This is a genomic window from Microtetraspora sp. NBRC 16547 (genome assembly GCF_030268965.1).
Lineage (GTDB): Bacteria > Actinomycetota > Actinomycetes > Streptosporangiales > Streptosporangiaceae > Microtetraspora.
In genome coordinates this window covers 307,140-324,087 of record NZ_BSSE01000001.1, presented here as the reverse complement: position 1 = coordinate 324,087, position 16,948 = coordinate 307,140, and the positions used below count along the sequence as shown (strand labels likewise).

14 protein-coding genes are annotated in these 16,948 nt (G+C 69.8%); 12 read left to right on the top strand and 2 right to left on the bottom strand.

Annotated features, from left to right (window positions below; translation table 11 throughout):
* The first annotated feature begins 34 nt into the window (after nucleotides 1-34).
* Nucleotides 35-1,297: a hypothetical protein gene (locus tag QSK17_RS01395; RefSeq protein WP_285702492.1), complete on the top strand. Its 1,263-nt coding sequence runs from the start codon at nucleotides 35-37 to the stop codon at nucleotides 1,295-1,297.
* Nucleotides 1,298-1,304: 7 nt separating this feature from the next.
* Here QSK17_RS01395 and galE read toward each other — a convergent pair whose 3' ends face one another.
* Entirely contained in the window at nucleotides 1,305-2,279 is a 975-nt protein-coding gene (gene galE / locus QSK17_RS01390; RefSeq protein WP_285702491.1) for a UDP-glucose 4-epimerase GalE, read from the bottom strand.
* A 190-nt stretch (nucleotides 2,280-2,469) separates the two neighbouring features.
* Between galE and QSK17_RS01385 the strand changes: the two genes are divergently transcribed.
* The 3 genes from QSK17_RS01385 (at nucleotide 2,470) to QSK17_RS01375 (ending at nucleotide 5,830) form a co-directional block, all read left to right on the top strand.
* Nucleotides 2,470-3,777, top strand: coding sequence for a hemolysin family protein (locus QSK17_RS01385; RefSeq protein ID WP_285702490.1), 1,308 nt, complete (start codon nucleotides 2,470-2,472; stop codon nucleotides 3,775-3,777).
* A 43-nt stretch (nucleotides 3,778-3,820) separates the two neighbouring features.
* The gene (trpS, locus tag QSK17_RS01380; RefSeq protein WP_285702489.1) at nucleotides 3,821-4,828 is read left to right on the top strand and encodes a tryptophan--tRNA ligase; all 1,008 of its coding nucleotides are present in this window, start codon (nucleotides 3,821-3,823) and stop codon (nucleotides 4,826-4,828) included.
* Between the two features lie 66 nt (nucleotides 4,829-4,894).
* On the top strand, nucleotides 4,895-5,830 hold the full coding sequence (locus QSK17_RS01375; RefSeq protein ID WP_285702488.1) for a YihY/virulence factor BrkB family protein: 936 nt from the start codon (nucleotides 4,895-4,897) through the stop codon (nucleotides 5,828-5,830).
* 27 nt (nucleotides 5,831-5,857) lie between these two features.
* Here QSK17_RS01375 and QSK17_RS01370 read toward each other — a convergent pair whose 3' ends face one another.
* Nucleotides 5,858-7,021 (bottom strand): D-alanyl-D-alanine carboxypeptidase family protein, encoded by a 1,164-nt coding sequence (locus tag QSK17_RS01370; protein WP_285702487.1) that lies wholly within the window; start codon nucleotides 7,019-7,021, stop codon nucleotides 5,858-5,860.
* 98 nt (nucleotides 7,022-7,119) lie between these two features.
* On the opposite strand from QSK17_RS01370, the gene QSK17_RS01365 reads away from it, so the two are divergent.
* From QSK17_RS01365 to QSK17_RS01330, 8 genes are all read left to right on the top strand, one after another.
* Nucleotides 7,120-7,326 carry an SCO4848 family membrane protein gene (locus QSK17_RS01365; RefSeq protein ID WP_285702486.1) on the top strand — a complete coding sequence of 69 codons (207 nt, stop codon included), beginning with the start codon at nucleotides 7,120-7,122 and terminating at the stop codon, nucleotides 7,324-7,326.
* A gap of 62 nt (nucleotides 7,327-7,388) precedes the next feature.
* Nucleotides 7,389-8,570: a glutamate--cysteine ligase gene (locus QSK17_RS01360; RefSeq protein WP_285702485.1), complete on the top strand. Its 1,182-nt coding sequence runs from the start codon at nucleotides 7,389-7,391 to the stop codon at nucleotides 8,568-8,570.
* Between the two features lie 387 nt (nucleotides 8,571-8,957).
* A complete protein-coding gene (locus tag QSK17_RS01355) occupies nucleotides 8,958-10,205 on the top strand; it encodes an amidohydrolase (RefSeq protein ID WP_285702484.1) in 1,248 nt (415 codons plus the stop codon).
* Nucleotides 10,206-11,412: 1,207 nt separating this feature from the next.
* Nucleotides 11,413-12,474 (top strand): BMP family lipoprotein, encoded by a 1,062-nt coding sequence (locus tag QSK17_RS01350; protein ID WP_285702483.1) that lies wholly within the window; start codon nucleotides 11,413-11,415, stop codon nucleotides 12,472-12,474.
* Between the two features lie 79 nt (nucleotides 12,475-12,553).
* The gene (locus QSK17_RS01345) at nucleotides 12,554-14,155 is read left to right on the top strand and encodes an ABC transporter ATP-binding protein (protein ID WP_285702482.1); all 1,602 of its coding nucleotides are present in this window, start codon (nucleotides 12,554-12,556) and stop codon (nucleotides 14,153-14,155) included.
* Complete coding sequence (locus tag QSK17_RS01340) at nucleotides 14,152-15,279, top strand: ABC transporter permease (RefSeq protein WP_285702481.1); 1,128 nt, start codon at nucleotides 14,152-14,154, stop codon at nucleotides 15,277-15,279. The genes QSK17_RS01345 and QSK17_RS01340 overlap by 4 nt, the downstream gene beginning before the upstream one ends.
* Nucleotides 15,276-16,547, top strand: a complete 1,272-nt coding sequence (locus QSK17_RS01335) for an ABC transporter permease (RefSeq protein ID WP_285702480.1) — start codon at nucleotides 15,276-15,278, stop codon at nucleotides 16,545-16,547. The genes QSK17_RS01340 and QSK17_RS01335 overlap by 4 nt, the downstream gene beginning before the upstream one ends.
* On the top strand, nucleotides 16,544-16,942 hold the full coding sequence (locus tag QSK17_RS01330) for a cytidine deaminase (protein WP_285702479.1): 399 nt from the start codon (nucleotides 16,544-16,546) through the stop codon (nucleotides 16,940-16,942). The genes QSK17_RS01335 and QSK17_RS01330 overlap by 4 nt, the downstream gene beginning before the upstream one ends.
* Nucleotides 16,943-16,948 lie beyond the last annotated feature (6 nt).

Below are 16,948 nucleotides of genomic sequence, written 5' to 3'. Positions count from 1 at the left end.
TGAATTGATCTCTAAACGTTTCGGGGGAGCACGAATGGGTCGTCGGGTCATCACGGGTATCGCAGGTTTCGCCTGCCTGATCGCCGCTGGAGCGCCACGCGCCGCGCTCGCGTCCGACCAGTGGGGCGGAGCGGATATCGGCGTCGAGATCTCCGCGTCCCCAAGAGTCGCCCAGCCCGGCCAGCCGCTGGTCTACAACGTGCGGGTGCACAACAACGGCCCGGGCGACGCGGTGCTCACCGTGCTCACCATCCGGCTCCCGAGAGACTTCAAGATCATCAACGTCAACGTGGCGGAGTGCGGGCCCGGACGCGGCGCCAACGAGGTCGTCTGCCGCTCGCCCGGGGAGGTGCTCGCGAGCGGCACCGGAGGGGTGACGATCACCGGCCTGGTGCGGCCCGCCGCGCAGGGCGTCCTCCGCGCTCAGGCGGACCTGTCATCCGAGATCGCGGATCCTCATCCGGAGGACAACACCGCGGAGGCGCTCACCCCGGTCGGGGCCGGGGCCGACCTGGCGGTCCGGCTCGCGCCCACGGCGAGCACGGTCGTCCCCGGCGGGCGGTTCACCATGAAGGCCACCGTGCGCAACCTGGGGCCCGAAGCGGTCCGGGACGCGTACGTGTTCTTCGAGCCCGCGCAGGCCCGCCTCCTTTCCGCGGCGGGTGCGCGCTGCCAGGGCGCGGCGGGGTTCGTCGGCTGCGCGCTCGGGCCGATCAGGGCGGGGAGCAGGAGCCTGGTCGATCTGGTGTTCCGGGTGCCGCGGCAGGCCGCCAAGGCGATCGCCGCCCGGGCCACGGTCTACGCGCGCGAGGTGGGGGACCGGCGACCGGCCAACAACGCGGCGGTCATGCGGGTCGCCGTGGCGACCGGCCCGGAGGGGACGGCCGGCGCCGGGACCGCGGGCTACGGGCTTCCCGCCGGCCCGAAGGATGTCACGGGTGTCGCGGGTGTCGCGGGTGTCGCGGGTGTCGCGGGTGTCGCGGGCCGGACGGGTCCGGCCGCTTCCGTCCGCTCCGGTTCTGCCGGTTCCTCCGGTTCTGCCAGTTCGATCGGTCCCGGCGGTTCCGCGAGGTCGGCCGGTTCTGTGAGTTCGTCCGGTTCGGCCGGTTCAGCCGATTCAGTGGGTCGGGCAGATCGGGACCGCGGTCGTGGCCAAGTGCTCGGGCGTTACGCCCGCCGGGGGACCGCCGGTGGCGAACAGCACCCCGGCGGCAGCCGCCAGGCTGCCCAGCAGGACCAGAGCCACCAGCGCGGCCCGTATGACCAGCGGAGAAAGCCCGTCCACCCTCACATGTGAGATCCCATCACAGTTCACCGGCCGAGTCCGGGTTTTCCGACCGGAGGGCGGTCCAGGCATCGCGCACGATGGCGTGCAGAGACGTGTGGTCGGGCTTCCAGCCGAGCTCGCGCTGGATCTTCTCGGAGGACGCGACCAGCACGGTGGGGTCGCCCGCCCGCCTTGGGCCGAAGACGGTGGGGATCTCGTGGCCGGTGACCTCGCGGCACACGTCGATGACCTCCCGCACCGAGAATCCGGCGCCGTTGCCCAGGTTGTAGACCGTGTGCGTGCCGGCCGCGCACGCGTCCAGGGCGAGCAGGTGGGCGCGGGCCAGGTCGCCGACGTGTACGTAGTCGCGGACGCAGGTCCCGTCCGCGGTCGGGTAGTCGGTGCCGAACACGCTCACCGACTCCCGCTCGCCGAGCGCCACCTTGAGGACGTTCGGGATCAGGTGGGTCTCGACCGCGTGGCGCTCGCGGAACCGGCCGTACGCGCCCGCGACGTTGAAGTAGCGCAGGCTGACCGCGGCCAGGCCGTACAGGCCGGCGTAGGCGGTCAGCGCGGTGTCGACGGCGAGCTTCGACGCGCCGTAGGGGTTGGTCGGCCGGGTCGGCGCCGTCTCCAGGATCGGCGTGCTCTCCGGCTCTCCGTACGTCGCCGCGGTCGAGGAGAAGACGATCCGGCCGACGCCCGCCTGCCGCATCGCGTCGAGGAGGGCGAGGGTGCCGCCGAGGTTGTGCGACCAGTACAGCCCGGGCCGCTCGACCGACTCGCCGACGAGGGACTTGGCGGCGAAGTGCAGCACGCCGTCGAACCCCGCCTTCAGCAGGCCGCCGGCTTCGGTGATGGAGCCTTCGACGAATCGCGCGCCGTCCGGGACCGCGTCGGCGTGGCCGGTCGAAAGGTCGTCGAGCACGGTGACGTCGTGTCCCGCCTCGACGAGTTGCGCCGCCACGACGCTGCCGATGTATCCCGCGCCACCCGTGACCAGCAGCTGCACTGTTTGCTCCTGAGTGAATTTGTTGGATTGTGTACGGAACTCAGCTTACGCGGTGGAGGTGAGGCGCGGGTCGAATGTCACGCAGTAGGCTGATCCGATCAGCACCGTGCGAACGGATCGAAGGCGTGAGCGAGATTAGCGAGCGGGCCGGCGATCACGGGTGCCGTGCTCGTCCTCGCGGGAGGCGGCCGTGAGCCTCGCGGTGAGCATCCCCCTTGTTCTGCTGCTCATCCTGATCTGCGGGTTCTTCGCGGCGGCGGAGATGGCCATGGTCTCCCTGCGCGACAGCCAGATACGCAGGTTGAGCCAGACGGGGCGTAGGGGTGCCCGGGTGCAGAAGCTCGCCCGGGACCCGAACCGCTTCCTGTCCGCCGTCCAGGTCGGGGTGACGGTCGCGACCGTGCTGTCCGCCGCGCTCGGCGCGGACACGCTCGCGGGCCGGCTCGAACCCGTCCTCGAAGGCTGGGGACTGTCCGGCGCCGTCGCCGCGCCGCTCGCGTTCGCGGTGGTCACCCTCACCATCTCCTACATCACGCTGGTGTTCGGCGAGCTCGCGCCCAAGCGTTTCGCGCGGCAGCGCGCCGAGGGGATGTCCCTCATGGTCGCGCCGTTGCTCGACCTGATCGCGAGCCTGGTGCGGCCGGTGATCTGGCTGCTGTCCGTGTCGACCAACGGTGTGGTCCGCCTGCTCGGCGGCAATCCCTCGGCCGACCGCGCCGCGATCACCACCGAGGAACTGCGCGACATAGTCGTGGGCCACAAGGAGCTCACCCAGGACGAGCGCAGCGTCATCGCCGAGGTGTTCGCCGCGGGCAAGCGGCAGCTCAGAGAGGTCCTGCTGCCCCGCACCGAGGTGGACTTCATGGCCGCGGACACGCCGCTCGCGGAGGCGGCGGTGCTCGCGGCGACCATGCCGCACTCCCGTTTCCCGGTCTATCGCGATTCGTATGACGACATCATCGGATTCGTGCATGTGCGGGACCTGCTCGACCCGGTGCTGACCGGGCGCGTCGAGCCCATCAGCGAGCTTGTGCCGATCAGGCCGGTCAAGCTGGTGCCCGCCACCAAGCGCGTGCTGCCGACGCTCACCGAGATGCGGGATGAGGGCCACCACCTGGCGATCGTCGTGGACGAGTACGGCGGCACCCGCGGCATCGTGACGCTGGAGGACCTGGTCGAGGAGCTCGTCGGCGACATCCGCGACGAGTACGACGAGGCCGGGAGGTCCGTGCGCGTCGTCGCCGGGGTCATCGAGGTCGACGGCCTGCTCAACCTGAACGACTTCGCCTCCGAGACCGGCATCAGGCTCCCGGACGGCCCGTACGAGACGCTCGGCGGCTACGTCATGGCCGCGCTCGGGCACCTGCCGCAGCTCGGCGAGACGGCGGAGGCGCCGGGGGCCCGGCTGACCGTGACGGAGATGGACGGCCGCCGGATCTCCCGCGTCCGCGTGATCCGCGCGCCCGCGGCCGCCGAGGAGTCCGGCACGGCGGAGTGAGAGTGTCACGGGCACGGTCGTTCTGCTGACAGAATGAGGTGCTATGGATCGTCCTCGCGTGCTCTCTGGAATCCAGCCCACCGCTGACTCCTTCCACCTGGGAAATTATCTCGGCGCGGTCCGGCAGTGGGTGGCGATGCAGGAGACCCATGAGGCGTTCTACTGCGTGGTGGACCTGCACGCGATCACCGTCAATCCCGCTCCCGAGGAGCTGCGCCGCCGCTCCCGGATCGCCGCCGCCCAGCTCTTCGCGGTCGGTCTCGACCCCGAGCGCTGCACGGTTTTCGTGCAGAGCCACGTGCGCGAGCACACCGAGCTCGCCTGGATCCTCGCCTGCCAGACCGGCATGGGCGAGGCCGCCCGGATGACCCAGTTCAAGGACAAGGCGGCCAAGTACGGCGAGAGCGCGGCCAGCGTCGGCCTGTTCACCTACCCGATCCTGATGGCCGCCGACATCCTGATCTATCAGGCCGACCAGGTGCCGGTCGGCGTCGACCAGAAGCAGCACCTGGAGCTCAGCCGCGACCTCGCGCAGCGGTTCAACAGCCGTTTCGGGCAGACCTTCAAGGTGCCCAACCCGTGCATCCTGAAGGAGGTCGAGAAGATCACCGACCTCCAGGAGCCGACGGCGAAGATGTCGAAGTCGTCCTCCAGCCCACAGGGCATCCTCGACCTGCTGGAGCAGCCGGGCCCGCTCCGCAAGAAGATCATGCGCGCGGTCACCGACACCGGCACCGAGGTCCGCGCCGACGAGGAGAACAAGCCCGGCGTCACCAACCTGCTGCGCATCCAGTCGGCGCTGAGCGGCACCCCGATCCCCGAGCTGGAGGCGCGGTACGCCGGGCAGGGCTACGGCACCTTCAAGAAGGACGTGGCCGAGTTGGTCCTCGACACCTTCACGCCGATCAGGGAGCGCACGGAGAAGCTGCTGGCCGACGAGGCCGAGCTGGACAAGCTGCTCGCCGCCGGGGCCGAGCGCGCCCGCGCGGTGGCCCGCGAGACCATGGCCCAGGTGCGCGAGCGCATCGGGTTCCTGCCCGCCTCCTCCTGATCCGATCTCCGGGCTGATCCGATTTCCGGGCGGCGGTCCGGGGCAGTCCTCCGGCGGGAGGTGGCCATGTTCACGCGGATCTTGCGGCTTGCCGAGAAGGTCAAGGCCCGCGGCCGCCGCCTGCTGGAGCGGGAACGCGTCAGGTTCCCCTGGTTCGACCACCTGGTCCGCACCATCCACCGGTACCAGGTGCAGTCGGCCAGTCGGTTGGCGGGAGCGGTCACCTACTTCGCGTTCCTGTCCTTCTTCCCGTTGATCGCGCTGGCGTTCGCGGTGCTCGGCTTCGTCCTGGCGGCCCGCCCGGACGCGCAGAACACGCTCGCCGAGGCGATCAACCAGCAGCTCCCCGGGCTCGCCGACCGGCTCCAGATCAGCACGATCGCCCAGGCTCGGGCGGGGGCGGGGATCGTCGGCCTGGTCGGCCTGCTGTACGCGGGCCTCGGCGCGGTGGACGCGCTGCGCGAGGCGCTCCGCGAGATCTGGATGAGCCGCGAGCCGCCGCTCAGCTTCTTTCTGGGCAAGCTCAGGGACCTGATCACGCTCGTCCTCATCGGCGTGACCCTGCTCGCGTCGGCCGTCATCGGCGCGTTCGCCACCGGGGCGACGAGCACGGTGGCCGGCTGGCTCGGCCTGGGCACCTCCTGGTTCGCCGGTGCCGCTGTCTGGATCACCGGCTTCCTCGCCGGACTGGGCGCGGACCTGCTGCTCTTCCTGATCCTGTTCGGCTGGCTGGCCCGGCCGCGGCAGCCGTTCCGGGTCCTGCTCAGGGGCGCTCTGGTCGGCGCCGTCGCGTTCGGCGTGCTCAAGCAGTTCGCGACGCTGATCCTGGCCAAGACGCTGCACAACCCGGTGTACGGCACGTTCGCCGTCGTCGTGGGCCTGCTGATCTGGATCAACTGGTCGGCGAGGGTCGTCCTGTACGCCGCCGCGTGGACGGCCACCTCAGGGATGGGCCCGCCGCCCGAGCCGACACCCGTGCCGTCCACCATCATCCCCACCTGAGCCCGCTGACCCGGTGAGCCGGCGTCCTCAGGAACCGTTCGCGCGGCGGCGGCGCCGGATGCCGTAGCCGAGCCAGGCGAGGCCGCCGAGCAGGCCGACGCCGGCCGCGATCATGGCGGCGAGCGGGCCGCTCCCGCCGTCCTTGGCGGCGACGGGACGCCGGGAGGGCAGCGCGGGAAGCCGGGAGGGCAGCGCGGTGGCTCCTCCGGCGAGCGCGGGACCGGAGCGCGGCAGCACCCTCTCGATCATCGGCTTGTCGGGCACGGGATCGACTAGGACGCCCACCGGGGTGGCCCGGCCGCGCGCGGCGAACCCCCAGTCGAGCATGTGGGCCACGTCCTCCCAGAAGGAGCCTTCGTAGTGCATGATCGACACGATGATCGTGTGGCCGTTCCTCGTGGCCGCGCCGACGAAGCTGCCTTGGGCCTTCGTGGTCCAGCCGTTCTTCACGCCGATCATGCCGGGATAGCGCCAGAGCAGCTTGTTGTGGTTGCCGATCTCGTAGTAGCCCTTGGGCGCGGGGAACCTGGCCGTCTTCGTGCTCACGTACTTCCGGAACGCGGGCAGCGCCAGCCCGGCCCTGGCGATCAGCGCGAGGTCGTATGCCGAGCTCCGCTGGCCCGGCCGGTCCAGGCCGCTCGGCGTCTTGGCCACCGTGTCGTACGCCTGGAGCCTGCGGGCCTCCTTGTTCATGTCGGCGAGGGTGGTCGCCAGGCCGCCGTGCGCCTCGGCGAGGGCGTTGGCGGCGTCGTTGCCCGACACCATCAGCAGCGCGCGCAGGAGGTCGTCGACCTTGTAGATCGGCTTGGGCACCAGGCCGACCGCGCTGCCCTCCTCGTCGCACGCCTCCTGGCTGGGCTTGACGGTCTTGTCCTTGTCCAGCTTCGGGATGAGCGTGACCGCGGTCAGCGTCTTGAGCGTGCTCGCCGGGAGGTAGTGGCCGTGCGGGTCCTTCGCGGCCAGCACCTGCCCGGTCTCCGCGTCCGCGATGACGTAGGACGAGGCGGTCGTCTTCGGGGGGGCCTTGATCCCGGCGGGGGCGATCACACCGTGGCCGGCGAGCAGGTCGCCGCCGACGGCGCCGCTGCGCGCGAGAGGCACGGCCTGCGCGGCGGCGGGGGTGCAGAGCGCGACGCCCAGGAGCGTCGCCGTGGTGAAGGCCGCCCCGAGGGCGTGCAGGCTGGTCCTCATAGGGAGATCAGCCTAGCTTCGAGTCTCTACGCATGATGTGACAGATCCCCCGAAGATCGCGGGCGTACGCACTCGGTGGCAATGCCGATACTGAGAGCATGACGAGACGTGTATCGGGCTTTCTCCTCGCCCTTGCCGCTTTCATGATCTTTGAATGGATCAATCTCGGTTTCAACCTCGCTGATGGGCACGAGACCGGTTTCTACGTGGTTCACGGCATTCTCATCGCGGTCAACATCATCCTGGCCGTCGTGTTGGGCGTCGTCGGGGTACGTGCCTGGAAAACCGGCAGCAGAAGGGGGTAAATCGGGCGGGTAAATCGGGTACGGCGTAGAAGAACGCCGATTCCGAGCACGGGAGGTCCGCGGTGGCGATCCAGTTCAATCCTTCGCGTGGGGCGACTCTTGGTGTGGAGTGGGAGTTGCAGCTCGTCGACCGGCACACCCGGCGCCTCCGCCAGGACGCGAAGGAGGTGCTGGCCGCGGTCCCCGAGCTGAGCGAGAGCTCACGTCCCAAGGCCATGCACGAGCTGATGCAGTCCCAGATCGAGATCGTCACCGACGTCTGCCACACGGCCGCGGAGGCCGTGGCCGACCTGAGCAAGAGCATCGACCGGCTGCGCGACGCGGTCGAGCCGCGCGGGATGTCCCTGGCCTGCACCGGCACGCACGCGATCAGCGACTGGCGTGACGCGGTCTACGCGCCCGTCCAGCGCTACACCGAGCTGGTCGAGGAGATGCAGTGGCTGGCCTGGCGCATCCAGACCTTCGGCGTGCACGTGCACGTCGGCGTGCGGGACAGGGACAAGGTCATCCCGATCGTCAACGCGCTGGCGGCGTACCTGCCGCACTTCCTCGCGCTCACCTCGTCGAGTCCCTGCTGGGGCGGCCAGGACACCGGGCTCGCGTCCAGCCGGGCCATCGTCTTCGGGGCGCTGCCCACGGCCGGCCCGCCGCACCTGCTGGCCGACTGGGCGGAGTTCGAGGAGTATATGGACACTCTGGTACGCGCAGGGACAATTAGGAGTATTAAGGAGGTATGGTGGGATATCAGACCACATCCTGATTTCGGGACTATCGAGATCCGGATGTTCGACGGGATCCCCACTCTCCGTGAGGTCGGGATGGTGACCGCCCTGTCCCAGTGCCTGGTCCAGCAGTTCGACCAGCAGCTCGACCGGGGGTACAAGCTTCCCCGGCCGCCCGCGTGGGTCGTGCGGGACAACAAGTGGCGCGCCACCCGATACGGGCTGAACGCCGAGGTCATCACCGATGACCAGGGATCGACCGCACCGGTGCGCGACGTGCTCTACGAGCTGCAGCGCGAGCTGGAGCCGGTGGCCGAGCGGCTCGGGTGCGCGGACGAGCTCGCCGTCATGGCCGAGGTCCTGGACTGGGGCAGCTCGTGCGAGCGGCAGCGGGCGATCCTGTCGGCGGGCGGGGCGCTGGAGGACGTCGTGGACGCGACGATCATGGAACTCGCCGAGGACAGGTTCGTGACGTCGCCTCCCGGGTTCGGAGGCGGAGGCCCGGGCCACTCGGGGACCTGAATGGGCGGGTGATCGGGTTGCCGCCGTAAATACTGTGTCAATCGCCCATCTTGCCCGCCGTAACCGTGGAAAGATTGTGAACGGAGGGTCGGTCGTGGCGGACATGCCTACGCGACCCTTTCGCTCTTCGGCGTGGCCTGACATCGCGGCCTGCCGGGTGGAGCGGGCTCCACAGAGATCCGCTCGGGCGTTTGACACGGAACCTGGGCGAGGGCGGGTACGACGGCGACGCTCAGCCGATCTCCGGACCCGGCTGTCCGGCGCCCGGCGCGAGGCGGTCGCGCTCCGGCTGAGCGCCATCACGATAACCGGCGAACCGCGCCGGGTAGAGGGCACGGCACCCTCCATGGCCCGTGGGCCGCGGTTCGCCCGAGGAAGGAAAGAGTTGTGACGATCTCATCGAGGCTCGCGCCCCCCGATCACGCGGTGGTTCCCCAGGGTGGCGACCTCGCCGGGCAGTTGACCGACTTCCTGCGCGAGCACGGCGATGAGCTCATCGAGTTCCGGCGTGACGTCCACGCCCACCCGGAGACCGCCTTCAACGAGCACCGCACCACGGAGAAGATCGCGCAGCGGCTGTCCGACGCCGGCCTGAAGCCGAGGCGGCTCACCCGGGGTACCGGCCTGTGGGTCGATCTCGGCCGGGACACCGGTCCGACGGTGGCGCTGCGCGCCGACATCGACGCGCTGCCGATGGACGACGAGAAGGACGTGCCGTACCGGTCGACGGTTCCGGGCGCGTGCCACGCCTGCGGCCACGACGTCCACACGGCCGCGGTCCTCGGCGCCGGCCTGTACCTCGCCGCCCAGGCCGACGCGGGCGCGCTGCCCGGCCGGGTCCGGCTGCTCTTCCAGCCCGCCGAGGAGATCGGCAGCGGCGCCCTGGAGGTCATGCGCGACGGCGGGCTGAGCGATGTGGACCGCATCTTCGCGCTGCACTGCGATCCCAGGATCGACGTCGGTCACGTGGGCCTGCGTGTCGGTGCGATCACCGGCTCCTGCGACAACGTCCAGATCCGCGTCTCCGGGCCGGGCGGCCACACGGCGCGCCCGCACCTGACGGTCGACCTCGTGTACGCGCTGAGCAAGATCATTACTGAGCTGCCCGCCGCACTGTCCCGCCGGGTGGACCCGCGCTCCAGCCTCAGCCTCGTCTGGGGGCAGGTCTCGGCCGGCTCCGCCTTCAACCTCATCCCGGATGTCGGCATGGCGCAGGGCAGCGTGCGCTCGCTCGACGAGGAGGCCTGGCAGCAGGCGCCCGACCTCATCACCTCGCTCGTGGAGTCGGTGGCCGCGGCGTACGGCGTCGAGGCGGAGATCGACTACCGGCGTGGCACGCCGCCGACGGTCAACGAGGCGACGAGCATCCAGATGCTGCACGACGCCGTGGTCCAGATGATCGGCGACGCGGGGCCCGTGCCCACCCCGCAGAGTCTCGGCGGTGAGGACTTCTCCTGGTATGTCGAGTCGGTGCCCGGCGCGCTGGCCCGGCTCGGCACCCGCGTCCCCGGCGCGGTCAACGAGGTCGACATCCACCGTCCGGAGTTCGACGTGGACGAGCGGGCCATCGGCGTCGGGGTCAAGACGCTCGCGGCGACCGCGCTCACCGCGCTCTGGGGCGACGGAGCCCGCTAAACGGCCGTCCACCGCCCCGGTCACGGCATCAAGTGATGATGTGACCGGGGCGATCGCGTATCGGCCCGGCCGGGTGGTGCGCGCGTTCACCGGGTGAACGCTCTCGCCGTCCGGCGATGCTCACGTGACTTTCCGGAAAACCGCGGCGGAAGGTCTGCCGGGCCTTTTCGAGTCGACGGGCACCGATCTCGCCGTTGCCTCCGAGTTTCTCACCCGAAACCGAATCCTCGACCGAATCCGCCGTCGCCTCGGGACCTCTTGCCCGGGACCGAATCCCGCAGTCGAATGAGGGCCGGATCGCGGCGATTCACGGGCGCCGGGCGCTTCCCGTCGAAACGCGCACCGCACTGGCGGAGACGCCGGACTTCGTTTCCGTCGACCGACTGAGACACTCGCGAATATCGCCTTCCGTGCGCATCTTGGGCCGCCCATCTCGGGCTGAGTCCCAGCGAGGCCAGGGCCGCGGACGAGGCCGACGGGCGGCCGCGAGCAGCACGACCACACGCGCGAATTCCGGGGCGAGGCCGCCGACGACCCGTGCCGAAGGGGCATCGGTTACTCATGGGAAATCGTCGGGAGCGAGGCTTCCGTCGCGGTCGAACCGGCCATCGGAGACGTGATCATTTTCGATTCCCAAGATTTCCACCGGCGTACGGCCGGGCGTGGGCAGGCGGGGGATCACGCTCTTCTTCTTGCCGTCTGGTGGAATGCGATCGGCTTGTTCTCGGCCCCTGGCTACAGGTTCGACGACGCGGTATTCCTGGACGTTCCGGGAATCGCCTGGCGCCGCATGAGGCGTCGGTTGTCTCCGGGAGTTCATGACGCCGGGAGGGTCTTCCTGACGTACGGCGTGGAGGGCGTCGACGCGCCGACCGCGCGCTTCGACGGCGCCCGGCGCGGCTCGTTCTGATTGCCGACGGGCCGGTGGTCCCGCCCGGCCGCCCTCCGGCCGGGCGGGGCGGGATCCGGCCGGTCGATCCGGGCGGCGACGTGCGAAGAAGATCATCGCGAGGTGGATCCGGGGCCTGTCCGGTTGATCCGAATTACCCACTGGTCACAAGGTGGCGTGAGCTGCATAACGGAGAGGTTTCGGACTCGTGCGCCCATTTGGTCTATGCAGGTCAAACAACTATCTTCCGTGCAGGGTCGCCGCGCGTCGTGCGTGCGCGACCGGTTGGACGGCGGGGACACGGAAGGGGAGTACACCTTGCTCCGCAATCGAGTAAGCAAGCTGGCTGCCGCCACTGCTGCGGGAGCCATGCTCATGGCCGCCGCCGCGTGTGGAGGTAGTGACACCAAGGGCGAGACGACCGCCAACGCGTCGTCGGCGCCGGACGCGGCGAAGGGCAAGGTCGGCCTCGCGTACGACATCGGCGGACGTGGCGACCAGTCGTTCAACGACGCCGCCGCCGCCGGCCTCGACAAGGCCAAGGACGAGTTCGGCCTGGGCACCAAGGACCTCTCCGCCGCTCCCGGCGAGACCGACGCGCAGAAGGAGGAGCGGCTCCGCCTGCTCGCCTCCACCGGGTACAACCCGATCATCGCGGTCGGATTCGCGTACTCCGCGGCGATGAAGAAGGTCGCCGCGGAGTTCCCCGACGTCAAGTTCGCGATCGTCGACGACGCGGACGCCACCGGCCCCAACATCAGCAACCTGGTCTTCGCCGAGGAGCAGGGCTCGTTCCTGGTCGGCGCGGCCGCCGCGCTGAAGTCCAAGAAGGGCAGCATCGGCTACATCGGCGGCGTCAAGGTTCCGCTGATCCAGAAGTTCGAGGCGGGCTATGTGGCCGGCGCCAAGGCCGTCAAGCCCGACATCAAGATCCAGGTCAAGTACCTGAGCGAGCCGCCGGAGTTCACCGGCTTCAACGACCCGGCCAAGGGCAAGACCACGGCGCAGGGCATGCTGGACGCCGGCGCCGACGTGATCTACCAGGCCGCGGGCGGTTCCGGCGGCGGTGTCTTCGAGGCCGTCAAGGGCGCGGACGCCATGGCGATCGGCGTCGACTCCGACCAGGCCCTGACCGCGGACAAGGCCGTCTCCGACGTCATCATCACCTCGATGCTGAAGAAGGTCGACGTCGCGGTCTACGACTTCCTCAAGAACTTCGTGGCCGGCGACGTCAAGTCGGGTGAGGCGCGGTACGACCTCAAGGCGGGCGGTGTCGACTTCTCCACCACCGGCGGCAAGATCGACGACATCAAGACCCAGCTCGACGAGTACAAGCAGAAGATCGTCAACGGCGAGATCACGGTCTCCGCGACCCCCTGACCTGCCGTCTCTCCGAGGGGCCCGGAGCAGATCGCTCCGGGCTTTCTCGGCCCAATGTGCCTGTCCGCAGGCACTTCGTGTGGGGGAGGCCGCCATAACCACCGTAATCGCCACAGATCCCGCCGTAGAGCTGAAGGGGATCACCAAGAGGTTTCCCGGAGTCGTCGCGAACCGGGACATCCGCCTGAGCGTCGCCAAAGGGCACATCCATGCCATCGTCGGTGAGAACGGCGCGGGCAAGTCCACGCTCATGAAGATCCTGTACGGCATGCAGCGCCCGGACGAGGGCGAGATCCGGATCAACGGGTCGGCCGTGAGCTTCCACACCCCCGGCGACGCCATCGCCGCCGGGATCGGCATGGTCCACCAGCACTTCATGCTGGCGGACAACCTCACCGTCCTCGAGAACGTGGTCCTCGGCAGCGAGCCGCGCAAGCTCGGCATCGCCCTCAACTTCGGCCGGGCACGCAAGAAGATCAAGGAGATCTCCGACGCGTACGGCCTCGGCGTCGACCCGGACACGCTGGTCGAGGAACTCGGGGTCGGGGACCGCCAGCGGGTCGAGATCCTCAAGGTGCTCTACCGGGGCGCCCGGATCCTCATCCTGGACGAGCCGACCGCCGTGCTCGTGCCGCACGAGGTGGACGAGCTCTTCGACAACCTCCGGGTGCTGGTCCGCGAGGGTCTGACGATTCTGTTCATCTCGCACAAGCTCGACGAGGTCCTGAAGGTGGCCGACGCGATCACCGTGATCCGCCGGGGCACCACCGTGGCCAGCGTCGAGCCCAGCGGCGTGACCGCGCGCAAGCTCGCCGAGCTGATGGTCGGCAGCGAGCTGCCCAGCCCGGAGACCCGCGAGTCCACCGTCACCGACGTCGCCATGCTGGAGGTCTCCGGCCTCACGATGGCGGCCCCGGGGCACGGACCCGTCCCGAAGGGCGCCTCCGCCGAACAGTTGAAGGCGGAAGGCGCGCGCCTCCAGTTGGAGGACGTCTCCTTCACGATCCACAAGGGCGAGGTCCTGGGCATCGCCGGGGTCGAGGGCAACGGGCAGGCCGAGCTGGTCGAGGCCATCATGGGCATGCGTTCCATCACCGCCGGGACGATCAACCTGGGCGGCACGGACATCACCGACTGGTCCACCCTGAAGAGACGCGAGGGCGGCATCGGATTCATCCCCGAGGACCGGCACCGGCACGGGCTGCTGCTGGAGGCGCCGCTCTGGGAGAACCGCATCCTCGGCCACCAGACGCGCAGGCCCAACGTCAAGGGCATCTGGATCGACCGGGCGGGAGCCCGCAAGGACACCCAGCGGATCGTCGACGAGTACGACGTCCGCACCCCCGGCATCGACGTGGACGCGGCCGCCCTGTCCGGCGGCAACCAGCAGAAGCTGATCGTCGGCCGGGAGATGAGCGGCGAACCGGTGCTGCTGATCGCGTCGCACCCCACGCGGGGCGTTGACGTGGGCGCGCAGGCGGCCATCTGGGACCACCTGCGCGACGCCCGCGCCGCCGGGCTCGCCGTACTGCTGATCTCCGCGGACCTCGACGAGCTCATCGGCCTGTCCGACTCGCTCAAGGTCATCCTGCGCGGGCGGATCGTCGCCGACGTCGATCCCAGCTCTGTGACCCCCGAGCAGCTCGGCTCGGCGATGACCGGCGCCGGGGAGGGCGCATGAGTACGTTTCTTGATCGTGTGTTCGGCAGGGTCAGGCTCGACGGTGTGATGGCGTTCGTCGCGCCCGCGCTCGCCGTCGTCTTCGCCCTCCTGGTGACGTCGGTGGTGCTGCTGATCGCCGGCCACGCGCCGGTCGACGCCTTCACCACCCTGGTCGAATACGGCGCCCAGCCGCGCGTCCTGGTCCTGCTCGTCAACCTCGGCACGACCTACTTCCTGGCGGCGGTCGCGGTCGCGATCGGGTTCCGGATGAACCTGTTCAACATCGGCGTCGACGGCCAGTACCGGCTCGCCGCGCTCATCGCGGCGTCCGTCGGTGGGGCCGGGCTCGTGCCGGGTGCGCTCAACATCGTGCTGGTCGTGCTCGTGGCCATGCTCGTGGGAGCCCTGTGGGCCTCGATCGCCGCGGTGCTCAAGGCGACCCGGGGCGTCAGCGAGGTCATCTCCACGATCATGTTGAACGCCATCGCGACCGGCCTGACCGGCTGGCTGCTGACCGCCGACCGGCTCGGCGTGCTCAATGGCAACGCCATCGGCACCCCGCCGATCCCCGAGGACGCGCACATGCCCGGCATGGCGCTCATCCCGGGTACGCCGATGAAGATCAACGGCTTCCTGATCGTGGCGATCATTGTCGGCATCGGTTACGCGGTGCTGCTCAACCGGACGCGGTTCGGGTTCAACCTGCGCGCCACCGGCCAGTCGGAGCCGGCCGCGGTGGCGAGCGGTGTGAACGTCAAGCGGATGGTCATCACCGCGATGGTCATCTCGGGGGCGGCGGCCGGTCTGATCGGCATGCCCGAGCTCCTCGGCAGCTCCTTCGAGTACAGCCTGAACTTCCCGACGGGGCTCGGCTTCACCGGCATCGCGATCGCCCTCCTCGGCCGGAACAACGCGGTCGGCATGGCGCTCGGCGCGCTGTTGTGGGCCTTTCTGGACAGCTCCTCGGACGCCCTGCAGTTGATGGACATCTCCAAGGAGCTCGTCGACATCATGAAGGGCGTGATCGTGCTCTCGGTGATCATCGCGTACGAGCTGGTGCACCGGTACCAGGTCGTTGCCGCGCAGCGCAGGGTCAGCCATGAGCTCGCCGCCCCGGCCGAGAAGGAAGGGGCCGCGGCATGACGGCCACGGACGTTTCGGCCGGCAAGCCGGTGGCCGCGCCGCCGGCCCGGCGGTTCAAGCTGACCTTCCCCGTTCTGCTGATCGGTCTCGCCGGGCTGGTCATCCTGCTGTCGGTGGCCCGGCTGGTGACCGGCGCCGACGACATCACCTCGGGCGGCACGATCAGCGCCGCGATCGGCCTCGCCGTGCCGATCGGGCTGGCCGGTCTCGGCGGCCTGTGGTCGGAGCGGGCCGGCGTGGTCAACATCGGCCTCGAAGGCATGATGATCCTCGGCACCTGGTTCGGCGCCTGGGGCGCCATCCAGTTCGACAACCCCTGGGCCGGAGTGCTCGCCGGTGCGATCGGCGGAGCGCTGGGCGGTGCCATCCACGCCCTGGCGACCGTGACCTTCGGCGTGGACCAGATCATCTCGGGTGTCGCGATCAACATCGTGGGCCTCGGCTTCACGCAGTACCTCGCCAAGCTGGTCTTCTCGGACATGCCGGGCGGCGGCGCCAAGCAGTCGCCGCGCGTGCCGATGATGGGGAAGTTCAGCGTGCCGGGGATCGACCAGCCGCTCCAGGACCTGCACGACAAGGGATGGTTCCTGGTGTCGGATGTCGCCGGCATCCTCCACGGGCTCACGCAGAACATCTCGTACTTCACGATCCTGGCGATCCTGCTGGTGCCGCTGTCGTTCTACCTCCTGTGGCGTACGGCGTTCGGCCTGCGCATCAGGTCGTGCGGTGAGCGGCCGGTCGCCGCCGAGTCGCTGGGCGTCAACGTCTACCTGTACAAGTGGATCGCGGTGGTCGTCTCCGGTGGGCTCGCCGGTCTCGGCGGGGCGTTCCTGTCGCTCATCGCCGCCGGGATCTACCGCGACGGGCAGACGGGCGGTCGCGGCTACATCGGCCTGGCGGCCATGATCTTCGGCAACTGGCGGCCGGGCGGCCTGGCCGGCGGTGCGGCCCTGTTCGGCTACACCGACGCGCTCCAGCTCAGGCAGGGCGGCACCTCGGTGCACGCGCTGCTGCTCGTCGTCGCCATGCTGCTCGCCGCCGTCGCGGTCTTCCAGCTCGTACGGCAGCATCGGAACCGGGCCGCCCTGTTCACCGGGATCGCCGCGATCGCGGTGTTCGCGGTGTTCGCGGTGACCGACACGGTGCCGGACGCCTTCACGTCGTTCACGCCGCACCTGACTACGCTGCTGGTGCTTTCATTCGCCTCGCAGCGGCTGCGGATGCCGGCCGCCGACGGCGTTCCCTATCGAAGAGGACAGGCCAAATGACCAAGCCGACCATCGACTGGGACGCGCTGCGCGCCCGGGCGAACGAGGCCATGGCGCACGCCTACGCGCCGTACTCCAAGTTCCCGGTCGGCGCCGCCGCCCTGGTGGACGACGGGCGGGTGGTCACCGGCTGCAACGTCGAGAACGCGTCCTACGGCATCGGACTGTGCGCCGAGTGCGGTCTCGTGTCGGCGCTGCACGCGGGCGGTGGCGGGCGGCTGGTGGCGTTCACCTGCGTGGACGGGCACGGCGAGCTGTTGATGCCGTGCGGGCGCTGCCGCCAGCTCCTGATGGAGCACGGCGGTCCGGAGCTCCTGGTCGAGACCCCGGAAGGCCCGTGGCGGCTGGCGGACATCCTGCCGTTCGCCTTCGGCCCTGACGACTTGTCGCGATAAATGTGG